A 16,409-nucleotide genomic window follows, 5' to 3' on the forward strand; every position below is an offset into this window, starting at 1 on the left:
GAAAGATTCAGACCAGCGCCGGTGCACCACTTGGCCAATTGCGCAGTTGGCACCACGCCCCCCATGTACCAGCGACCCCATTGACCAAATGAGGCACGATGCGGCCTATTAGAACGCAAGGGGCTATGGGGGCGATCATGAAAGCGCGTTGGGAGACGGTGCGGGAAGCGCTGGTTCTCGCAGGATCTGCAGTGTTTTGTATGGTTGTAGTCGGCTTTTTTCTTTACGAGCCGATGAGGACGGAAGCGTTTTGGCGGGGTGAACGTGGCTGGCTGGATGTTCTGGCGGGGCTGGGCACATTTGCAGCGGCAACTACCGCGGCCTGGCTGGCCTGGCGCAACTATCTGCTTGGGCAGAAAAAGGACAGCACTGAGCGGTTCGAGAAGGGCGTGGCGCTCTTTGAAAGCCCGGGATATGCGCAAAGGGCTGCGGGTATAATTGTCCTTGAAGACCTTGCAACCACTGAGGCTGAAGGACGTAGGGCGGAATGGATACGAGAGTTTCTCATCCACGCTATAAATCAGTGGAACTTGGCTCAGATGTCTTTGGTCGGCCGCCCTGTTACTGCAGCCGACTTTGACAAAACGGATGAGATTACCCTGAGGGCACTTGCCGCCTTCAGCAAGATACGAGACGAGTCGCCGCCAGTCGCGTTCCTGAGAAGCTTCTATCTCAGCAAGGCGTTCGTTGCGGGGCACCGGCTGGCGTCCATCAGGGCTCTGGATTGCCTTCTTTACGATGCTGATTTCGTTGGAACCGACCTTCGGAACAGCATTATCAGAGGCGCAGCATTTGGCGCCTTGGCCTGGGAGGACTGCGACCTTTCCAAAGGACGAATTCGCTTCTCCAGAGACAGCTCCGCCGATGTCCATATCAAGGACTGCGACCTTTCCGGAGCCTACATCTACTCGTTCGGCTCCACTGAAATAACCTTTGAAAACTGTAAGCTTGACGGCGCCAAGATCAGTGGCTCGTCTGACGCCACCATCGACAAATGTTGGTTTGATGAGACCCCACCCGAGATCAGAAATGTGAGCGCTTTGACCGGTTACATGGGGCTCTACAAGGGCTCCGGTCGGGTGGACCGCACGACGGCTAGGGGACTGAAGGTGTGGGAGCCAATGGCCGATGATGTTCCTGTCCAAAAGAGCCTCGTCGCTCCAGGGCCTATCCTTCGCCGGGTGCCGAAAGCGTAACGACGAAAGCCTACTCGATACCCATGCGCTCAACGCGATGTCGGAGAAGCTGGTAAAGCCCTGATGCCTTTCCGAAGGCCTCATTGCCCACCTGCCAGCGCCTTCGCAGCGGCTTTATACCGGTCAATGTGGGGTTGGATCCTGAACTGGCCCTTGGAGCCAATGCACGGCAGGCCACCGGCCGCGCCGCAGCGACGACAGGAAAAACCCGAAGCCATGTCGCGGGAGATACCCATTCGAGCATAAGTCATGATGAAACGTTTCTTCATGCTGCACCTGGACCACTTTGCTGTTGCGAGAGCTGCCAGGCCACGGCGGCATGGAAATCATTGATCTGCTGCTGACACTCATCAGGCGTGGCGCCGCGCCGCCGCATCTGGGCGAAGAGCGTGTTGACAGTGGTGGTCCAAAGGTTCTGCCGGCCGCGCTCGGTCTTCCTCTCCTGGAGCAAGCTGCTGACCTTTTCGACCTTGGGTTGCCATAGACGCGGCGCCCATTGTTCGGTCGGGAAACGGAGAATTATTCCGTCCCGGCCAGGGCGCTGCTGCGCATCGCTTTCAAGAGGGGCTTTAGATGCTGGCGCCGGTGCAGGAAGGGCCGGCTTGCTACGGCGCTTTTTGGTAGCGCGCTGCGCCGCCCCTTCTCCACCAGCATCGGCGAACAAGTCCATCTGGCGAGGGTCGTATTCCATTACGACGCCTCCCGCTTCGAGGGGCTGGCTGGCTGATATCTGATACTGTTCCGTCCATGGAACTGTGAAATCGCCTTCTCGACCTTTACGGTTCCATGGGTGGAACTGTTCGCGGCCAAAGTCGGCTTTTTGGTCGAGTGGCGTTCCATGGATGATACTGTGGCGTCACACCCATGGAACTGAGTTTTGGATTTCGCAGCGGTCTCGCCAGACCATCTAAGGAAGTCTTTGCTGGCGGTCCTGGGCAGGCCTGGGCGATCGTCTGCCACCTCGGTCAGACGATACCGGCGGGCTACATGGACCTTGCGATTGAATGAGCTGTCCTCGGTGACTTCGACGAACCCATGCGTGGAAAGCTCGGTCAGGGCCCGGGCGCCGGTCTGCTGGCTTGCGCCAATGGCGTCCCCGGCCTCCCGCGCGCTCAGGGAGATTTCGCCATTGTTCTTGCCGTTGTAGCGCCGCTTCAACTCGACATAGATCACCTTGGCGTTTGCCGACAAATGCCGCCACGCCGGGGTGTCGAGAAGCCAATGCTCGAGCTGCACCCAAAACCGGGCGCCGCCGGACCGCTTAGGATGACGGTTGCGTCTGGGCACTGGCGGCCTCCTTAGAGTGCAGGAAGACCGCCTTGCGGGCTGCTGGGAGCGTCGGATAGGTGGCGAGATATTTGCCGCCATCGCCGTAGGCTTCATGCCCACGCTCATTGCTGATGACCATGCCTATGGTGTCATGGCCGTTGGTGACTGTTTCCGACCGGCTCAATGCTGCACCCCCGGCATATGGGTTGGGCAGCGCCAGAACAGGGCAAAGGGTTGCGCGGGGTTGGGGATATGCGCCTCAACGCCTTCTGCCGTTCCACAGGTCTCGCAGGGGCTGCGTTCGATCCTGCCATCACGCAAGGCAACGGCCACCGCCAAACGGGCACGCTCGGGGCTGGGGGCGGGCTGGAAGGGCTTGGGCGGCGCCGGCGGCCAGAGCGTGCGATAGCGGCGCGGGCGGGCGTGGCTATGCCGCATGGTCCGCCTCCCCTTCGAAGTATGCCTTGAGCCGGGAACGGGAGGCACACCACCTCCCTCCCACTTTCTTGCCCGGCAGCTCGCCTTTGGAAAGCATGTGCTTTGTCTGCCGCTCGGTACGGTTGATCACCTCTGCAATAGCCTGCGCGCCCCAGAGGACGTCGAGGGGCTGGGCTTGCTGGTCAGGCTGCATGGCTTGGCCCCTCCAGTTCGATGATGCTGATTTCGAGGTCCTGGCCGTTGCCGATTGCCCCGGTCTTGGTCCAGCCCAGCCACGGTTCGGCCGTGCCGTCATCCTCCTGGTCGGGTTCGCCATCGTCCTGGTCGAGCAATTTGATAGCGGCCTCAATGAGGTCTTCGAGATAGCGGCGCTCTACGGGGCTCATGCTGCCACCGCCTTCCGCTCAAACATGACGTATCGGGGCATCCCGTCAGTCACTTCCCCAGGGCGGACCATGCGCGAAACGGCGCAATGATCGATTGATGGGTCTATTGCCTGCGCGGCCTTTCCAAGGGCGATAACCGCCTCGATGAAACGCTGTTCGGCATCCTCTCGGCTTGCTTCTCTGAGCGCGCCGGTGCTATTCTGCTGGTTGAGCATTGATCTATCCTGTCACGGGTTGGTCGGTTCATGGTCCGGAGCGATTGCCGTCGCTGCCGGACCTTTTTCATTTTCGGCGTCCATTGCTCTGCTGATCAGATTCCTCATGGCTTCTGACCGTGAGCCAACGCGGTTTTCGAAGCGCCAGTCGTCGATACGAGCAACGAGGCTCGGCTCGATCATGATTTGGACCTTCGCTGATTTGGCTTCCACCACATTTCCTCCGTTACTTCCGTTAGTAACGGGTAAACCATGCCGACGCTGCGCGGCCTCGTCAAGCCAGAAAGTAACGGAACATCCATCTATTGACGTACATGAGGATGTCTTGGGATAAGTTGGTGCTCAGGGGGTGGCCATGGCAGACGAAAAAAAGACGCTGAAATTTCAGATGATGATGTCGCCGGCCGAGGCCAAAGGCCTCGATGACTGGATGTTCGCCAACCGCATGCGGTCCAGAGCGGAGGCGATACGCCGCCTATGCCAGATTGGCATGGGTGCGGACGAAGTGATTGTTCCTGGCGCACTCTCACATCTCGGCAAGTTGCTGGAGCGGATCGATGCGGAGGCAGAGGATCAGATCGAGATGATGGCCGATCTCGATGACCCAGAAAAAGAGCATCTGAGCGCCAAAGAGGCTTTGTGGCTTTCCATCAATTCACTGATGGAGTTTCTCGACCTCGCTTTGATCTTAGAGCTCAACTTGAAGGAGCAACGGTTCTGGATGGACCAGATGAAAAACCCATCGCATGCAACGCTCAGCTCCAAAATGCACAGCGCCAGCAACGCAATCGATAAGACGCGAAATGAGATTCGAGAGCGGTTGCGCGAAAAGGGTTACGAGGTAGACCCGCCAAAGGGCGACAAGTGAGCGCCCGCAATCGCACTAATGCCACCGCCTCCCGCGCGACGCGCATACGCGTGCACGTGCACGCGCGCGAGGAATAGCCATGGTCAGACTGAAGGGTGGAGCAATTCAGCAGTGGTGGTATCTCCGCGGTCAGAGAAAGCTAGTTGCTCGTTTGCGTCGCGAGGCGCATGAAAAACTGGAAAAAGCCAAGGCCGAGGGCATGAAGGCCGATGAGTTGAACCGGTTGAGCGACGAGCTTTTCTGGGATTTTGGCGCCTATGCTGACCGTCTAGACGAATTGGAAAGCCAGCGCCTGATTGCTCGGGCCCAACGATGGGGGGTGCCAATTCCGCCACGCTCGGATGACAGCCCGTATTGGTACAAGTCCGGACAGCTTTGGACCTGGGCACTTTCCGATGAGGGAAAGATGAAACTGCGGCACGAGATTGCAGCTGAAGTGGAGATTGCCCATAAGCCTTGGCTGAACTGGTCGGCGCTGATTATCAGTCTTTTCAGTCTGGCAGTTGCCATCGCTGCACTCTTCAACGGGGGAGCGCCGCCAAATGTCAGTCCGTAAGCGCACCTGGACCAGCAAGGGCGTCGAGAAATCCGCCTGGGTGGTCGACTATATCGACAGCCAGGGCAAGCGGCGCCTGAAGACCTTCGAGCGCAAAAAAGAAGCCGACCAGTTTTCAGCCACCGCCACGGTTGAGGTGCGGGAGGGCGTGCACGTTGCCGATTCCGCCAGCGCCACAGTCAACCAGGCCGGCCGCCTTTGGATTGCCGCCAAGAGCAGGGCAGGGCGGGAGCGCTCCACCGTCGACCAGTATCGGCAACACCTCGAGCTGCATATCGGGCCCCTTATCGGTGAAACCCGCCTCAATGCCCTGACACTGCCAGCGCTACGCCATTTCGAGGAACGGTTGCTGGACAAGGGCCGCTCGCCGGCGATGGTGCGAAAGGTGGTGGTCAGTCTCGGTTCGCTCATTGCCGACGCCCAGGAGCGCGGCCTTGTGGCCAGAAACGTGGTGCGGGAGATGAGGGGGCGGCGCGGATCGTCAGACAGGCGGACAGAGAAGCGGGCCAAGGGCAAGCTACGGGTTGGGGTGGACATTCCGACGCCGGCAGAGGTCAAGGCCATTGTAGGGGCTCTACAGGGCCGTTGGCGCCCGGTGCTGCTTACTGCCATCTTCACCGGTCTGCGTGCTTCTGAGCTGCGCGGCCTGCGCTGGGATGACTTCGACCTTGACCGGAAAGTGCTGCACGTTCGCCAGCGTGCCGATCGCTTCAATGATATCGGACAGCCGAAATCAGAGGCAGGTGAGCGGGAAGTCCCGTTGCCGCCTATCGTGGTCAACACGCTGCGGGAATGGCGCCTGGTGTGCCCCCGGCGCGATACCGGTCGCAAGGATGACGACGGCCAGCCGATCAAGGAACTGGACCTGGTATTCCCCAACGGCAAGGGGAAGGTCGAGAGCCTGGCCAACATGATCAACCGCGGCTTGCTGCCGGTCCAGATCCGGGCGGGGGTGACGGTGGAGACTGGCGAGCTCGATGTAGAGGGCCAGCCGATCCTTGCCGCCCGCTATACCGGCATGCACGCCCTGAGGCACTTCTATGCCTCCTGGTGCATCAATCGTCCTCAGGATGGTGGCCTCGGCCTTCCGCCAAAGGTGGTGCAGGAGAGACTTGGTCATTCCACGATCAACCTGACCATGGACACCTACTCGCATCTTTTCCCGCGCGGCGAGGACCAGGACGAATTAGCGGCGGCAGAGAGGTCGCTGCTGGGTTGAAGCATCATTACGTCCCGAAGCTGTTGATGCGTCGATGGCTGTTTACCACCGATAAAGGCCAGCTGCGGCTGCCAGCTTACTATTGGAACAGTCGCGTCAGCGATCTCAAAATGTTTCCGGCTGGGCTCGATCAGATCGGTGCCGCCGACGGCTTGCTTGCCTTCCAGGCAGATCATCCCAGCGGCCGGGACGCCATCGAAACGACTTTTTTCCGAGACGTCGACAACTCCGCCGCAAGGATTGTATCGCGCATGTTGAATGAGCCAGGCGCCGGACTGTCACCGCAGCAGAAGTTGGAATTTTCTGGCTTCCTTTTCTCTCTGGATGCCCGCCGCCCCCGAAATGTTTCCGAACTCATCCGTTTGGTTACGGAGCACTACAAAGAGGGGCTAAATCAGGATGCTGAACTCGTCGCCAAGTTGGCGGAATTGGGTGAAAATGCTAATCCTGCGGACGTGTGGGAGCGACTGTCGGGGCATCCGATGGAAGATCAGGCCCTACTCTCGGTGCAGTCCCTGACCATGAACAAGGAAATGGCGAGCAATCTTGTCAGTTGGCCATGGATGGTTCGCCGCGATCTGCAAGCTTTGGTCCTCTCTGATCGGCCGCTGATCCGTCACTTCGCGGCTAACGATCCGAATACACTATGGGCAATTCCGCTTTCACCAACCGCCGCCTGGTTCGGTTCCCCCAATGTAAATCTCCTTCGCCGGCTAGAACGACTTCCGTCTAGAAGGCTGGTCAACATGCTAAACGTCGACAGCGCTCACCAGTGCGACCGATATGTCCTGAGCCGGGAGCCGAAAGAGACTCTCGCTTGGCTTGCTCGAAGGTTGAAAGATCCAACACGCAAGTCGGGACCAGAGATAATCGACGGACTGCGGCACGGTGGACGCAACAAGGATGCAACATGAGGCCGGAAGCGCATTGTGCAAAGGCATCAAGAGCGGATTGAAAATCCGCGTGTCGCTGGTTCGATTCCGGCTCTGGACACCATTTTCTCATAACGCTATCAACACATTAAGCGACTGGCGATGTAAGTCGCAGCGTTGATCTTCCGCGCTGGGTTCCATTTGGGTGTCGCGAAGGCTCTGCAATCACTTGTCAGCCAAACTGCCGCAGAAGCGCCTCTGCCTGTTCCAGGACAAGCTTCACGGCGTCCTCTGCGAGATCGGGTGGGTAGCCGTACTTCTTTAGGATGCGCTTGACGAGCACCCGCATTCTGGCGCGCGCGCTTTCCCTCTTATGCCAATCGACCGTTGCGTTTTGTCTCAGCTGCTCAAGGAGCTCATGGGCAATCAGGCGAAGCGTGTCGTTTCCAAGCACTTCAATGGCACTCTCATTCTGTGCCAGTGCGTCGTAGAAGGCGATTTCCTCGCCCGACAACCCTTGATCTTCGCCGCGCTTTCTTGCTGCTTGCAGGTCCTTGGCGAGGGCGATTAGCTCGTTGATCATCTCCACAGCTGAAATAGCGTTGGAATGGTACCGTGCGACCGCTTCTTCCAATCGTTTGGAAAAGGTGCGGCTTTCAACAACGTTTGATTGGAGTCGGCTGCGAATTTCGCCGTTCAGCAGCTTTCGCAATGCTTCTAGGGCAAGGTTTTTTTGCTCCATGCCCTGTAGCTCAGCGAGAAATTCATCTGACAGAATTGAGATATCGGGGCTTTCAATCCCTGCTGCATGGAGAACATCAATGATTTCTGTTGAGGCAACCGCTCTGTCGATAAGCTGCTGAACTGCGAACGTGCGGTCTGTTTGCGAGATCGCTCCTGTGGCGGTGGACTTCGCTATTGCCGCCCTGACGGTTTGGAAGAAGCCAACCTCGTCGCGGATCGCCGCCGCCTCATCACTAGCGGATGCTAGAGCGTAAGCCTTGGTCAGAGATAGAACCAAATCTTGGTAAGCACGATGCGCCTGCTTTCGGCTTTCATCGGTTGCTGCCTTTCCGGCCTGCTGCTCCTGCCACTTAAGCACCCAATCAATGGCGCCTGCCAGAGCTTTTAGGCGGTTCTGCGGGGCTCCCGTCAAGCCGGCCTGGTAGTCGTGCCCATGAAAGACAGCTCTTACCCGCTGGAAAGCCTCTTGCATGACGGCTTCAGCTTCGCCCTCCGGGATGCCAGTCTTGCTTTGGTCGTTCGGGCTATAGTCCTTGAGTGCGCTCTTCAGATTCTGAAGAATGCCAATGTAATCGACGATCAGTCCGCCCGGCTTGTCGCGAAACACGCGGTTGACGCGGGCAATGGCCTGCATCAGACCGTGACCCCGCATCGGCTTGTCGACATACATCGTGTTCATGGATGGCGCGTCAAAGCCCGTCAGCCACATGTCGCGGACGATCACCAATTTGAGCGGATCGTTGGGATCGCGGGCGCGCTTGGCAATCAGGTCGCGCCGACGCTTGTTGCCAATGTGCTGCTGCCAATTCAAGGGGTCGGATGCGGCGCCCGTCATGACGATTTTTACGGCACCAGCGGCGTCATCTTCGGAATGCCACTCTGGTCTCAGCTTGATGATTTCATCGTATAGTTCGACGCAAATGCGACGGCTCATGCAAACGGCCATGGCTTTGCCGTCCAAAGCCTTCAGCCGGGCTTCAAAGTGCTGGACAAGATCAGCTGCTACAAGGCTGAGCCGTTTTCTTGCGCCCACCAGGGCTTCGACCGTCGCCCACTTGGCTTTGAATTTTTCGGCTTCAGTCAGGTTGTCATCTTCAACCAGCGCTTCCACTTCGGCATCGATCTTGGGTTTCTCGTCTTCGTCCAGTTCGATGCGTGCCAAGCGGCTCTCGTAATAGATCGGGACGGTAGCCCCATCTTCGACGGCACGGGAGATGTCATAGACATCGATGTAGTCGCCGAAAATCGCTGGCGTATTGCGATCCGCGCCTTCTACAGGTGTGCCCGTAAATCCGATGAACGACGCATTCGGCAGGGCCTGGCGGATGTAGTGCGCGTAGCCATAGCGCCTGATACCCGTCTTCGCGTCGAGCTTCGCGTCCAGGCCGTATTGGGTGCGATGAGCTTCGTCGGCAATCACGATGACGTTTCGTCTGTCGGTGAGGAGCGGAAAGCTCTCTTCTGAACCTGCTGGGAGGAATTTTTGAACAGTTGTGAAGATCACCCCACCGGCTGACCGTTCCAAAAGCCGCTTCAGGTCGTCGCGGTTCTCGGCCTGTTCCGGCTTCTGGCGGATCAGGTCACGGCACAGGTTGAACGTCCCGAAGAGCTGATCGTCGAGATCGTTCCGGTCCGTCAGGATGACCAGTGTGGGGTTTTGCAGCTCGACAGAACGAACGGCAAGACCAGCGAAGAACGCCATGAGGAAGCTCTTGCCGGAGCCCTGCGTGTGCCAGATCACACCGATCTTGCGGTCTCCGTCCGGGCGTGAGGCGTCAATCGCTTCCTTTACCGCCTTCTGTGCACCGTGGAACTGGTGGTAGCCCGCGATGATCTTGAACGGGCCGTCGCCGCGATCTCCAAAGACTGTGAAATCTCGGATGAGTTTCAGGAACCGACTGCGCTCGAATACACCCTGCAATAGAGTGTCCAGTTCCGGGGTGCCAGGCGGCGCGTAGTCGTTGCCGTCCACCGTGCGCCACGGCATGAAACGTTCTTCGGATGCGGTCACAGAACCGATACGCGCCTTGATCCCGTCCGAGGTCGCAAGAACGGCATTGGTGCGAAACAGGGAGGGGATGTCTCTTTTGTAGGTTTCGATCTGATTGAATGCGGCCGTAAGGGTCGCGTTCTCATTGCCAGGGTTCTTTAGTTCGAGAACCGCCAAAGGCAGGCCGTTGACGAACAGAACAAGGTCCAGGCGACGGTTCCTGCGCCCCTCGATCAGGGTGAACTGGTTGACGACCAGCCAATCGTTGGCGTCCACATTTTCGAAGTCGATCAACCAGACCTTTTCGCCGACGATCCGGTCGCCTGCTCGGTATTCGACGGTCACCCCTTCGGTGATCAGCGAATGGATGCGCCGGTTTTCCTCTACGGCGTCATTCGTCTGGCTTACCAGAACCTGTCGGATCGCTTCTGACCGTACCTCTTCGGGAATGTGCGGATTGATCTGTTCCACCCAAGCTTCCAGTCGCTTCACCAGAAAGGCGTCGGCATAGGACGGGCGCTGCGGCGACGCGCCGTCTGGTGCGATCACACTGCCATGTAGATAGAGCCAGCCAAGGGACTTGAGCGTCTCGATGCCGGCCAGTTCGACGGTGTCTTCTGAGAAGCTCGTCATGACAGAACCAGGCCTCGCTTGAGGGACAGTTGATCCTGGAACTCGCTGGGGATGTCATCCCAGTGCTCAACGAGTAGATCGACGAGTTGCTCACCATTGATCAGGCCGATCCGGGGGAACCCGTTCTCCAAGGCGACATCGAAGGCTGAACGCTGAAAGTCGGCGGTGGTGATGAATGCCCCTTGCCCGCCAAAGGGAATGGCGGTTCTGAGAGACTTCACCGTATTGGCGCTGATCTTGGTACCCAGCTTGTAGCGCTTTGCCTGTACGAAAATCCTGATCTTGGCGAGATTCGAGACGTTCAATTCGCCGGTCGCATCGACCCCGCCGTCGCCAGTCTTACCGACAACCTCCGAACCCTCAAATCCAAGTGCCGTCAGAAGGTGTCCGACAAGAATCTCGAACTCCTTGTCGTCCAGTTTAAGCACCTGTTCGAGCACCGCATTTGTGGGGTCATAGGGCTTGGCCTTGGTCGGCGGTATTTCCTTCTCACGTCCAACCAGGCGCAAAATCTCTTCAACCTGGGAAACGGAGAACACAGTCAGCGATGAGCGCATCGTGTTTTGAAGCGGCACGGAAAGTCCGGAACGCAGCAAGGGTTCAGGCTGCCACTTGATGTTGCGACGGTGCATGTAGGGGCAAGCGGGATCGTTCGGCTCGAAGCGATAGCCTTCCTCGACAATACCATGATGCAGAAGTTCGGTATTGCCGTCGGGGGTGATGACGATATCCCCCGGCTGGATTTCGATAAGGAAGCGGGCGATCTGGCCGACTTGTTGGCCGATCACGATATTGCTGGTTTCGTGAGGGTAGGTCGCGCGGTAGAGAAGCTGGATGTCATCGCGGCTTTTGCAATTGGCAAGGCTGTTGTCCTCTATCCAGCCTATGGCGGCGTAGCCGCCTTTGAGGAACGCCTGCGCGTATTTTCCAAACTCGGCACGGACACACCACACGTTAGGCATCTTGCCCTCCCTCCGCTTGTGGTTCAGTCAGCCCATGCTGGGCGCGATATTCCTGGGCGTAGAAGTTGACTATGGCGCTCACGGCAGCTTCGCGTCTCAATTCTGGGAAGCCAAGCGCGTTCATTAGGCGGCGGATGCGAACCGTTACTTCAGTTCTGCCGCTTTCACGCAACGGCCAATCGAGTGAGGCAAATTCCTCGTAGGTCTTTGCAACGCGGCCAGCCCATTCAGTGATAGTGGTTCCGGAAATACCGTCCTCTTCGACGGTCAACGCCTTGATGATTTCCTCTACCGAGTCCGGCGCGCCGACCACGGAGAGTGGCGGGCCATGATCGACTGGCTGGGACATAGTCGCCTTCGCCTCAAGCGTCTTCTTGGCGGCCTCTTCCCGTCGCGCTTCGGCAATCTCGCGTCGGAGCCAATCGTTACAGTATTCCGAAGCGCCAGACGGGTCAGGGAAGAGGTTCGCGTGATGGATGTTCATGCGTCGCAGCATCGACAAGCAGGCAAGGCGTCCCTGATTGGGGATATGCACCTTGTAGATGTAGCGCGCGATTTGCTTCGGGTCGTCCGGGTCCACCGCGCCGCTGTCGATCACCGCATCGATGATGGCGGAGACGAGGTTGTCGTCGCCCGATGGGGTGACAGTGAACAGCCCCGCCTGGTTCACGAGCCGCGCATTTTCCCCCAGCGCGGGCTCAAAGAACAGGTCCGGCAACAAGTCCTCGATCAGGCCGCGGTTGAGCGTGAAAACCGCACGGCTTTCGTTCGCTTTCTCGGCTGGATCGTCCTCCTGAGCGAAGGCAAAGAACAGAGCGACGAAAGGGGATTCGGTCCAGTCGAGAAGTGGGGTCGCGAGGCCGAAATGCTGGCCGAAGGCCCAGACTTCGTTCTGGTCGTTTCCGTTCATATCTGTGCCGCGCCCGCGCATTGCAAGCTGGAAACGGTTCAGCATTCGCCGCGATACGTCGGTCGGAATGGCGCCGCCGCCGAATTCGCGGGTCAAAGTCGCGGCGATCTGCCAATCAAAGCGGCGCTGGCCGCGATAGATGCGCTCACCTGCGCCGAGGTGTTCGTGCTCGCTTTCGATCAGGCGTTCAAAGCTCTGCCAGTCCTCGACATGGCAGACAGGCACCCGGCCATCGATATCGTTGTTCTGGAACTCGAAGTCAGGCCAGAGCGGCAGCTGTTTGTAGTAGGCATTTGCGGACGGCTTGGTTCCGTCACTCATCGATCGGCCTTTCGGAGAACACAGCAACGCCCTTGAGGTTGGCCTCGCGCATGAAGTCAGTAAGGGTTTCACGAGCCGCTTCGCGTTCGCGTAAAAGGCCAACCCAATCAGGTTGATTTTCGTGAGGCTCGAAGTTGATATCCCGTTCGTCGTCAAAAGCGTGATCGCCGAAGAGATGACGTAACCCATTGCCAATCAGTGCGGGCAAGGATGCATCGATTGATCGATCCGGCCAATAGCAACTACAGAGCAGCAAGTGCCACGGGACATTCAGGAAATCATGGGGCCGGTCTTTTTTGCCCCAGTCCGCTGACCTCACGGCGAAGGCACTTGCGACACTGATCCCCCAGACCGCTTCATCAACAAAAACGCTAAGAGGCGAGCACGCAGCAAGCGCAACTTGGCCAGCGGTTAACGACAGTGCATTCGAGTTGTAGAAAACATAGACAGGAATGGCATTTCCGCGATTGGAAATCAGCGCTTCACACTGGTTTGGGGTCTCGCCACCTCGGGCCTTTGCGGCTTTCTGTTGGGAGGGACTTTGATGAAAAAGCGATTCATAGCGGCCGCTATGTGAAAACAGCCGCTTTGCCTGCACCCGTAGCTCAATGCCCAACCGAGACTTGCTGGCGAACCAAAATGCCCAGTCCGCACCGTTTGAGGCCTCTTCAGACCGTGTAAATGTCTGAATCTTAAGTCCGCGCCCATCGTGTTTACGAGCAAGACTAAGAAGCAGGTTCTCTGTTGTTGTTTCCTCCTGGCGCGAAATGCCGAGGCGGAGCGCATCGCTCATATCGCTCCAGACTTCGCGCGATTCATCCGCAAATGATCGGCACCAGTTTGGGTAGCGCAGCATCAAGGTACCGCCTTTTCTGCTTCCCGCACGCGTACAACGCCGGACATCAACTTGGGCAAAATGTAGTCGCGTGTTTCGGCGAGGGTGTGGTTCTCGACCTCGCTCGTATCGATCCTATCGTAGAGAGTGGATGCTAGTTTTTCGAACTCTAAAACTACTGCAATTCTGGGCGTAGGAACCTGCAGTTTGTGGACGTGATTTCGGTTAAGTGTCGGGACTGCTGACCCAGCGTTTAGGGAAAGCAGGTCCAAAGTTTTCAGCAAATAAAAAGCATAAAGGGGCGTAGCATTTGGATACTCTTTTACCCAGAGTGACGTGTTAAGAGGCCAAAAATCTCTTTTCACAAAGAACACACCCCCAAGAACGCCACTTCGTCCGGTGCATACTCCCGGTCCCTTGACCTTGAATTCATTGTGAGTGCCGTTTAGACCACTGGCAGCAATCACAGGAAAGAGCCCGTCGGTCCTATCTGTTTTGGGGAGATCAAATCCACGTTGCAGGACGATAGTCTTTTCTAGTGGTAGCCGTTCCCACCCCTCTGGCAGACCGTCCTCACAGAAGCGGGCGGGGAAAAGGGCGGCGAGGGGGGCGGCTTTTGCGGGCTCGGGGATTAGGCCACCAAGGATGGCGACGGGGTCAGTTGCGCCCTCCATCTTGCGGCGGGTGGGGCCAAAGGCGACGAACCAATCCTTGAAGATCGCCTGCGCCAAAGCCTCCAGCGTCTCATTCATCCGCTGGTTCAACTCGATCTTGTCGTCGAGGGCGGAGAGGACGGCTGCGACTTGCTGCTGAGCCTCCAAATCTGGCCATTGAACGGGTGTATCACGTAAAAGCCCGAGGTTTATGTGCGGGACGCCTGTCTTGATGGCTGAGTTCTCGACGTATTGCAAAAAGTCAGGTGACCGCAAGAAATAGTACACAAAACTTGGATCGGCACGTTGCGTGTCTACGCTGATGGCCATCTGGCTTTGGGATATCACGTACTTCCTGTGCGGAAGATAAGGCGGCACAATCGAGACTTGCCCCAGTGTTCCTCTTTGAGTGACGATAATGTCGCCGGGTTGAGCAAGATTGGCCGACAGGTCACGATCAACCTTTTCCTCACTCACATATGCAAACTCTCCGCCAATCCATCGATTGAGAAATTCCATGTTACCGCCGCGGATTACGGGAACGCCCGTTTCCTGATAGTCAGATTGGACGAGCTTGGAGCCAAACGGCCCTCCAACGAGTCGTTTGCGTCCGCCGATGTTTTCGGAAAGCGTAGACATCAATGAAGACCTGCAAGCTTGCTCTTGATGCTGTCTTCCATTTCGCGGGACTGCAGGAACAAGTCGTCTAGTTGCGTCCTCAGCCCCGCAATCCGCTCCTCAAACGGCACGCCGTCATCCTCGGCGTCCCCGGCCCCGACATAGCGGCCCGGCGTCAGCACGTAGCCGTGCTTGGCCACCTCTTCCTTGTTTGCCGATTTGCAAAATCCCGGGACGTCCACATATCCGCCATCCTTGTTACGCCAGCTGTGATAGGTGTCCGCGATCTTGGCGATGTCCTCGGACGTGAACTCGCGCCGCGTGCGGTCGACCATCACGCCCAGTTTGCGCGCGTCGATGAACAGGAATTCGCTGCGCCGGTCGCGATGGCCGTTCGCGCTCTTGTCTTTGGCCAGAAACCACAAGCATGCGGGGATTTGCGTGGAATAGAAAAGCTGGCCGGGTAGCGCGACCATGCAGTCTACCGCGTCCTGTTCCACCATCCTCTTACGCATCTCACCCTCGCCCGATTGCTGCGAGGACATGGAGCCATTGGCCAGCACCACCCCCGCCGTGCCGCGCGGGGCGAGGTGGTGGTAGATATGCGACAGCCAGGCATAGTTGGCGTTGCCCTGAGGGGGTGTGCCGAATGCCTCCCACCGGATATCCTCGGCTAGGCTTTCCCGCCACCAGTCCGATACGTTGAAGGGCGGATTGGCGAGGATGTAGTCAAAATAGGTATTTGAGAACTCGTCGCGGATGAACGAACCTTCGTTGTTCCAGCGGATATCCGCGTCAATCCCGCGGACGGCCAGGTTCATCTTGCAGAGCTTCCACGTGGTGTGGTTGCGCTCCTGACCGTAGATCGAGATTTGCCGCTTGGCCTCTTCGACGTGGCGCTGGTCGGAATGGTCTTCGATGAACTTTTCCGACTGCACGAACATGCCGCCCGAGCCGCAGCAAGGGTCGTAGACGCGGCCACGATATGGTTCCAGCATCTCGACCATGACGCGCACGACCGAGCGGGGGGTGAAGAACTCGCCCCCCCGTCGTCCTTCGGCTCCGGCAAAACCCGAGAGGAAATACTCGTAGGCCCGACCCAGAAGATCGCGCGATTTCTCGCCCTCTGTGTGCATGGTGACGTCGGAGAAGAGCACCACAAGGTCGCCGATCATGGTCTTGTCGAGCGCCGGGCGGCCATAATCCTTCGGCAGGACGCCCTTGAGCGTGGTCGCGTTGGCTTTCTCGATGGCCTCCATGGCGGCGTCGATTAGCCCGCCGATGTCGACCTTCTTGCTGTTCCCAGTGAGAGGATCGGTGATCTCAAGATCGCGAGCACGGGCGTTGTCCCTCAGGTAGGACCAGCGGGCAATCTCAGGCACCCAGAATACGCGCGCGGCGGTGTATTCTTCGGGGTCTTCCGGGTCCGCGAACTCTTCCTGCTCAAGCTTCTTACGTTGTGCTTCGAAGGCCTCAGAGATGTATTTCAGGAAGATGAGACCGAGCGCGACGTGCTTATACTCGGAGGGTTCCAAATTGCCCCTGAGCTTGTCAGCGGCTTTGAACAGGTCCGCTTCAAAATTGAGCTCGCTATCGGAATTGGCCAAGTCGAATCCCCCACACTACTAATGTGGGGCAACCTCCACGATAAGGCGGTCTTGCTCAAGGATTTTTGCGATTTGTCGTTTGTTGGCGCGCGGCTTCGAGAGGCTCGGTGCTACCGT

General features: G+C 58.0%; 19 protein-coding genes and 1 tRNA gene. 6 read left to right on the forward strand and 14 right to left on the reverse strand.

From position 1 onward, the window contains the following. Positions 1–137 precede the first annotated feature (137 nt). Positions 138–1,196 (forward strand): hypothetical protein, encoded by a 1,059-nt coding sequence (locus V8Z65_RS02800; protein ID WP_338722383.1) that lies wholly within the window; start codon positions 138–140, stop codon positions 1,194–1,196. A 265-nt stretch (positions 1,197–1,461) separates the two neighbouring features. Here V8Z65_RS02800 and V8Z65_RS02805 read toward each other — a convergent pair whose 3' ends face one another. From V8Z65_RS02805 to V8Z65_RS02840, 8 genes are read right to left on the reverse strand one after another with little or no spacing between them, the layout of a single operon-like run. Then, on the reverse strand, positions 1,462–1,887 hold the full coding sequence (locus tag V8Z65_RS02805; protein WP_338722384.1) for a DUF6074 family protein: 426 nt from the start codon (positions 1,885–1,887) through the stop codon (positions 1,462–1,464). Beyond that, positions 1,887–2,483, reverse strand: coding sequence for a hypothetical protein (locus V8Z65_RS02810; RefSeq protein WP_338722385.1), 597 nt, complete (start codon positions 2,481–2,483; stop codon positions 1,887–1,889). The genes V8Z65_RS02805 and V8Z65_RS02810 overlap by 1 nt, the downstream gene beginning before the upstream one ends. Further along, the gene (locus V8Z65_RS02815) at positions 2,458–2,649 is read right to left on the reverse strand and encodes a hypothetical protein (RefSeq protein ID WP_338722386.1); all 192 of its coding nucleotides are present in this window, start codon (positions 2,647–2,649) and stop codon (positions 2,458–2,460) included. Before V8Z65_RS02815 ends, V8Z65_RS02810 begins: the two co-directional genes overlap by 26 nt. Continuing rightward, complete coding sequence (locus V8Z65_RS02820; protein WP_338722388.1) at positions 2,646–2,903, reverse strand: hypothetical protein; 258 nt, start codon at positions 2,901–2,903, stop codon at positions 2,646–2,648. Before V8Z65_RS02820 ends, V8Z65_RS02815 begins: the two co-directional genes overlap by 4 nt. Continuing rightward, the gene (locus V8Z65_RS02825) at positions 2,893–3,096 is read right to left on the reverse strand and encodes a DNA-binding protein (RefSeq protein ID WP_338722389.1); all 204 of its coding nucleotides are present in this window, start codon (positions 3,094–3,096) and stop codon (positions 2,893–2,895) included. The genes V8Z65_RS02820 and V8Z65_RS02825 overlap by 11 nt, the downstream gene beginning before the upstream one ends. Beyond that, positions 3,086–3,289 (reverse strand): hypothetical protein, encoded by a 204-nt coding sequence (locus V8Z65_RS02830; RefSeq protein WP_338722391.1) that lies wholly within the window; start codon positions 3,287–3,289, stop codon positions 3,086–3,088. Before V8Z65_RS02830 ends, V8Z65_RS02825 begins: the two co-directional genes overlap by 11 nt. Continuing rightward, the gene (locus V8Z65_RS02835) at positions 3,286–3,504 is read right to left on the reverse strand and encodes a hypothetical protein (RefSeq protein WP_338722393.1); all 219 of its coding nucleotides are present in this window, start codon (positions 3,502–3,504) and stop codon (positions 3,286–3,288) included. Before V8Z65_RS02835 ends, V8Z65_RS02830 begins: the two co-directional genes overlap by 4 nt. Before the next feature lie 12 nt (positions 3,505–3,516). After that, positions 3,517–3,717, reverse strand: a complete 201-nt coding sequence (locus V8Z65_RS02840; RefSeq protein ID WP_338722394.1) for a hypothetical protein — start codon at positions 3,715–3,717, stop codon at positions 3,517–3,519. 142 nt (positions 3,718–3,859) lie between these two features. On the opposite strand from V8Z65_RS02840, the gene V8Z65_RS02845 reads away from it, so the two are divergent. From V8Z65_RS02845 to V8Z65_RS02865, 5 genes are all read left to right on the forward strand, one after another. Then, positions 3,860–4,372, forward strand: coding sequence for a hypothetical protein (locus tag V8Z65_RS02845; RefSeq protein WP_338722395.1), 513 nt, complete (start codon positions 3,860–3,862; stop codon positions 4,370–4,372). Between the two features lie 79 nt (positions 4,373–4,451). Continuing rightward, positions 4,452–4,928: a hypothetical protein gene (locus V8Z65_RS02850; RefSeq protein WP_338722396.1), complete on the forward strand. Its 477-nt coding sequence runs from the start codon at positions 4,452–4,454 to the stop codon at positions 4,926–4,928. Continuing rightward, positions 4,915–6,147 (forward strand): site-specific integrase, encoded by a 1,233-nt coding sequence (locus tag V8Z65_RS02855; protein WP_338722397.1) that lies wholly within the window; start codon positions 4,915–4,917, stop codon positions 6,145–6,147. The genes V8Z65_RS02850 and V8Z65_RS02855 overlap by 14 nt, the downstream gene beginning before the upstream one ends. Next, entirely contained in the window at positions 6,144–7,061 is a 918-nt protein-coding gene (locus V8Z65_RS02860) for a DUF4238 domain-containing protein (protein ID WP_338722398.1), read from the forward strand. Before V8Z65_RS02855 ends, V8Z65_RS02860 begins: the two co-directional genes overlap by 4 nt. Positions 7,062–7,073: 12 nt before the next feature. Beyond that, positions 7,074–7,143 (forward strand) — tRNA-Phe (locus V8Z65_RS02865). 108 nt (positions 7,144–7,251) lie between these two features. Here the strand turns inward: V8Z65_RS02865 and V8Z65_RS02870 are convergent. Genes V8Z65_RS02870 through V8Z65_RS02895 form a run of 6 tightly spaced genes read right to left on the reverse strand, consistent with a single transcriptional unit; the run spans position 7,252 to position 16,292 of the window. Next, positions 7,252–10,386, reverse strand: a complete 3,135-nt coding sequence (locus tag V8Z65_RS02870) for a type I restriction endonuclease subunit R (RefSeq protein WP_338722399.1) — start codon at positions 10,384–10,386, stop codon at positions 7,252–7,254. Beyond that, a complete protein-coding gene (locus V8Z65_RS02875; protein ID WP_338722401.1) occupies positions 10,383–11,348 on the reverse strand; it encodes a restriction endonuclease in 966 nt (321 codons plus the stop codon). Before V8Z65_RS02875 ends, V8Z65_RS02870 begins: the two co-directional genes overlap by 4 nt. Further along, a complete protein-coding gene (locus tag V8Z65_RS02880; RefSeq protein WP_338722402.1) occupies positions 11,341–12,579 on the reverse strand; it encodes an FRG domain-containing protein in 1,239 nt (412 codons plus the stop codon). The genes V8Z65_RS02875 and V8Z65_RS02880 overlap by 8 nt, the downstream gene beginning before the upstream one ends. Continuing rightward, entirely contained in the window at positions 12,572–13,435 is an 864-nt protein-coding gene (locus V8Z65_RS02885; protein ID WP_338722403.1) for a DUF6615 family protein, read from the reverse strand. Before V8Z65_RS02885 ends, V8Z65_RS02880 begins: the two co-directional genes overlap by 8 nt. Further along, the gene (locus tag V8Z65_RS02890) at positions 13,435–14,706 is read right to left on the reverse strand and encodes a restriction endonuclease subunit S (protein ID WP_338722405.1); all 1,272 of its coding nucleotides are present in this window, start codon (positions 14,704–14,706) and stop codon (positions 13,435–13,437) included. Before V8Z65_RS02890 ends, V8Z65_RS02885 begins: the two co-directional genes overlap by 1 nt. Continuing rightward, entirely contained in the window at positions 14,706–16,292 is a 1,587-nt protein-coding gene (locus V8Z65_RS02895) for a class I SAM-dependent DNA methyltransferase (protein ID WP_338722407.1), read from the reverse strand. The genes V8Z65_RS02890 and V8Z65_RS02895 overlap by 1 nt, the downstream gene beginning before the upstream one ends. Positions 16,293–16,409 lie beyond the last annotated feature (117 nt).

The sequence above is a fragment of the Devosia sp. XK-2 genome (assembly GCF_037113415.1).
Classification (GTDB): Bacteria; Pseudomonadota; Alphaproteobacteria; order Rhizobiales; family Devosiaceae; genus Devosia.

Excerpts from the sequence above, each read along its gene's own strand:
- V8Z65_RS02800 (WP_338722383.1), top strand. The coding sequence starts at position 138 with ATGAAAGCGCGTTGGGAGACGGTGCGGGAAGCGCTGGTTCTCGCAGGA.
- V8Z65_RS02805 (WP_338722384.1), bottom strand. The coding sequence starts at position 1,887 with ATGGAATACGACCCTCGCCAGATGGACTTGTTCGCCGATGCTGGTGGA.
- V8Z65_RS02820 (WP_338722388.1), bottom strand. The coding sequence starts at position 2,903 with ATGCGGCATAGCCACGCCCGCCCGCGCCGCTATCGCACGCTCTGGCCG.
- V8Z65_RS02825 (WP_338722389.1), bottom strand. The coding sequence starts at position 3,096 with ATGCAGCCTGACCAGCAAGCCCAGCCCCTCGACGTCCTCTGGGGCGCG.
- V8Z65_RS02830 (WP_338722391.1), bottom strand. The coding sequence starts at position 3,289 with ATGAGCCCCGTAGAGCGCCGCTATCTCGAAGACCTCATTGAGGCCGCT.
- V8Z65_RS02835 (WP_338722393.1), bottom strand. The coding sequence starts at position 3,504 with ATGCTCAACCAGCAGAATAGCACCGGCGCGCTCAGAGAAGCAAGCCGA.
- V8Z65_RS02845 (WP_338722395.1), top strand. The coding sequence starts at position 3,860 with ATGGCAGACGAAAAAAAGACGCTGAAATTTCAGATGATGATGTCGCCG.
- V8Z65_RS02850 (WP_338722396.1), top strand. The coding sequence starts at position 4,452 with ATGGTCAGACTGAAGGGTGGAGCAATTCAGCAGTGGTGGTATCTCCGC.
- V8Z65_RS02855 (WP_338722397.1), top strand. The coding sequence starts at position 4,915 with ATGTCAGTCCGTAAGCGCACCTGGACCAGCAAGGGCGTCGAGAAATCC.
- V8Z65_RS02870 (WP_338722399.1), bottom strand. The coding sequence starts at position 10,386 with ATGACGAGCTTCTCAGAAGACACCGTCGAACTGGCCGGCATCGAGACG.
- V8Z65_RS02875 (WP_338722401.1), bottom strand. The coding sequence starts at position 11,348 with ATGCCTAACGTGTGGTGTGTCCGTGCCGAGTTTGGAAAATACGCGCAG.
- V8Z65_RS02880 (WP_338722402.1), bottom strand. The coding sequence starts at position 12,579 with ATGAGTGACGGAACCAAGCCGTCCGCAAATGCCTACTACAAACAGCTG.
- V8Z65_RS02885 (WP_338722403.1), bottom strand. The coding sequence starts at position 13,435 with ATGCTGCGCTACCCAAACTGGTGCCGATCATTTGCGGATGAATCGCGC.
- V8Z65_RS02890 (WP_338722405.1), bottom strand. The coding sequence starts at position 14,706 with ATGTCTACGCTTTCCGAAAACATCGGCGGACGCAAACGACTCGTTGGA.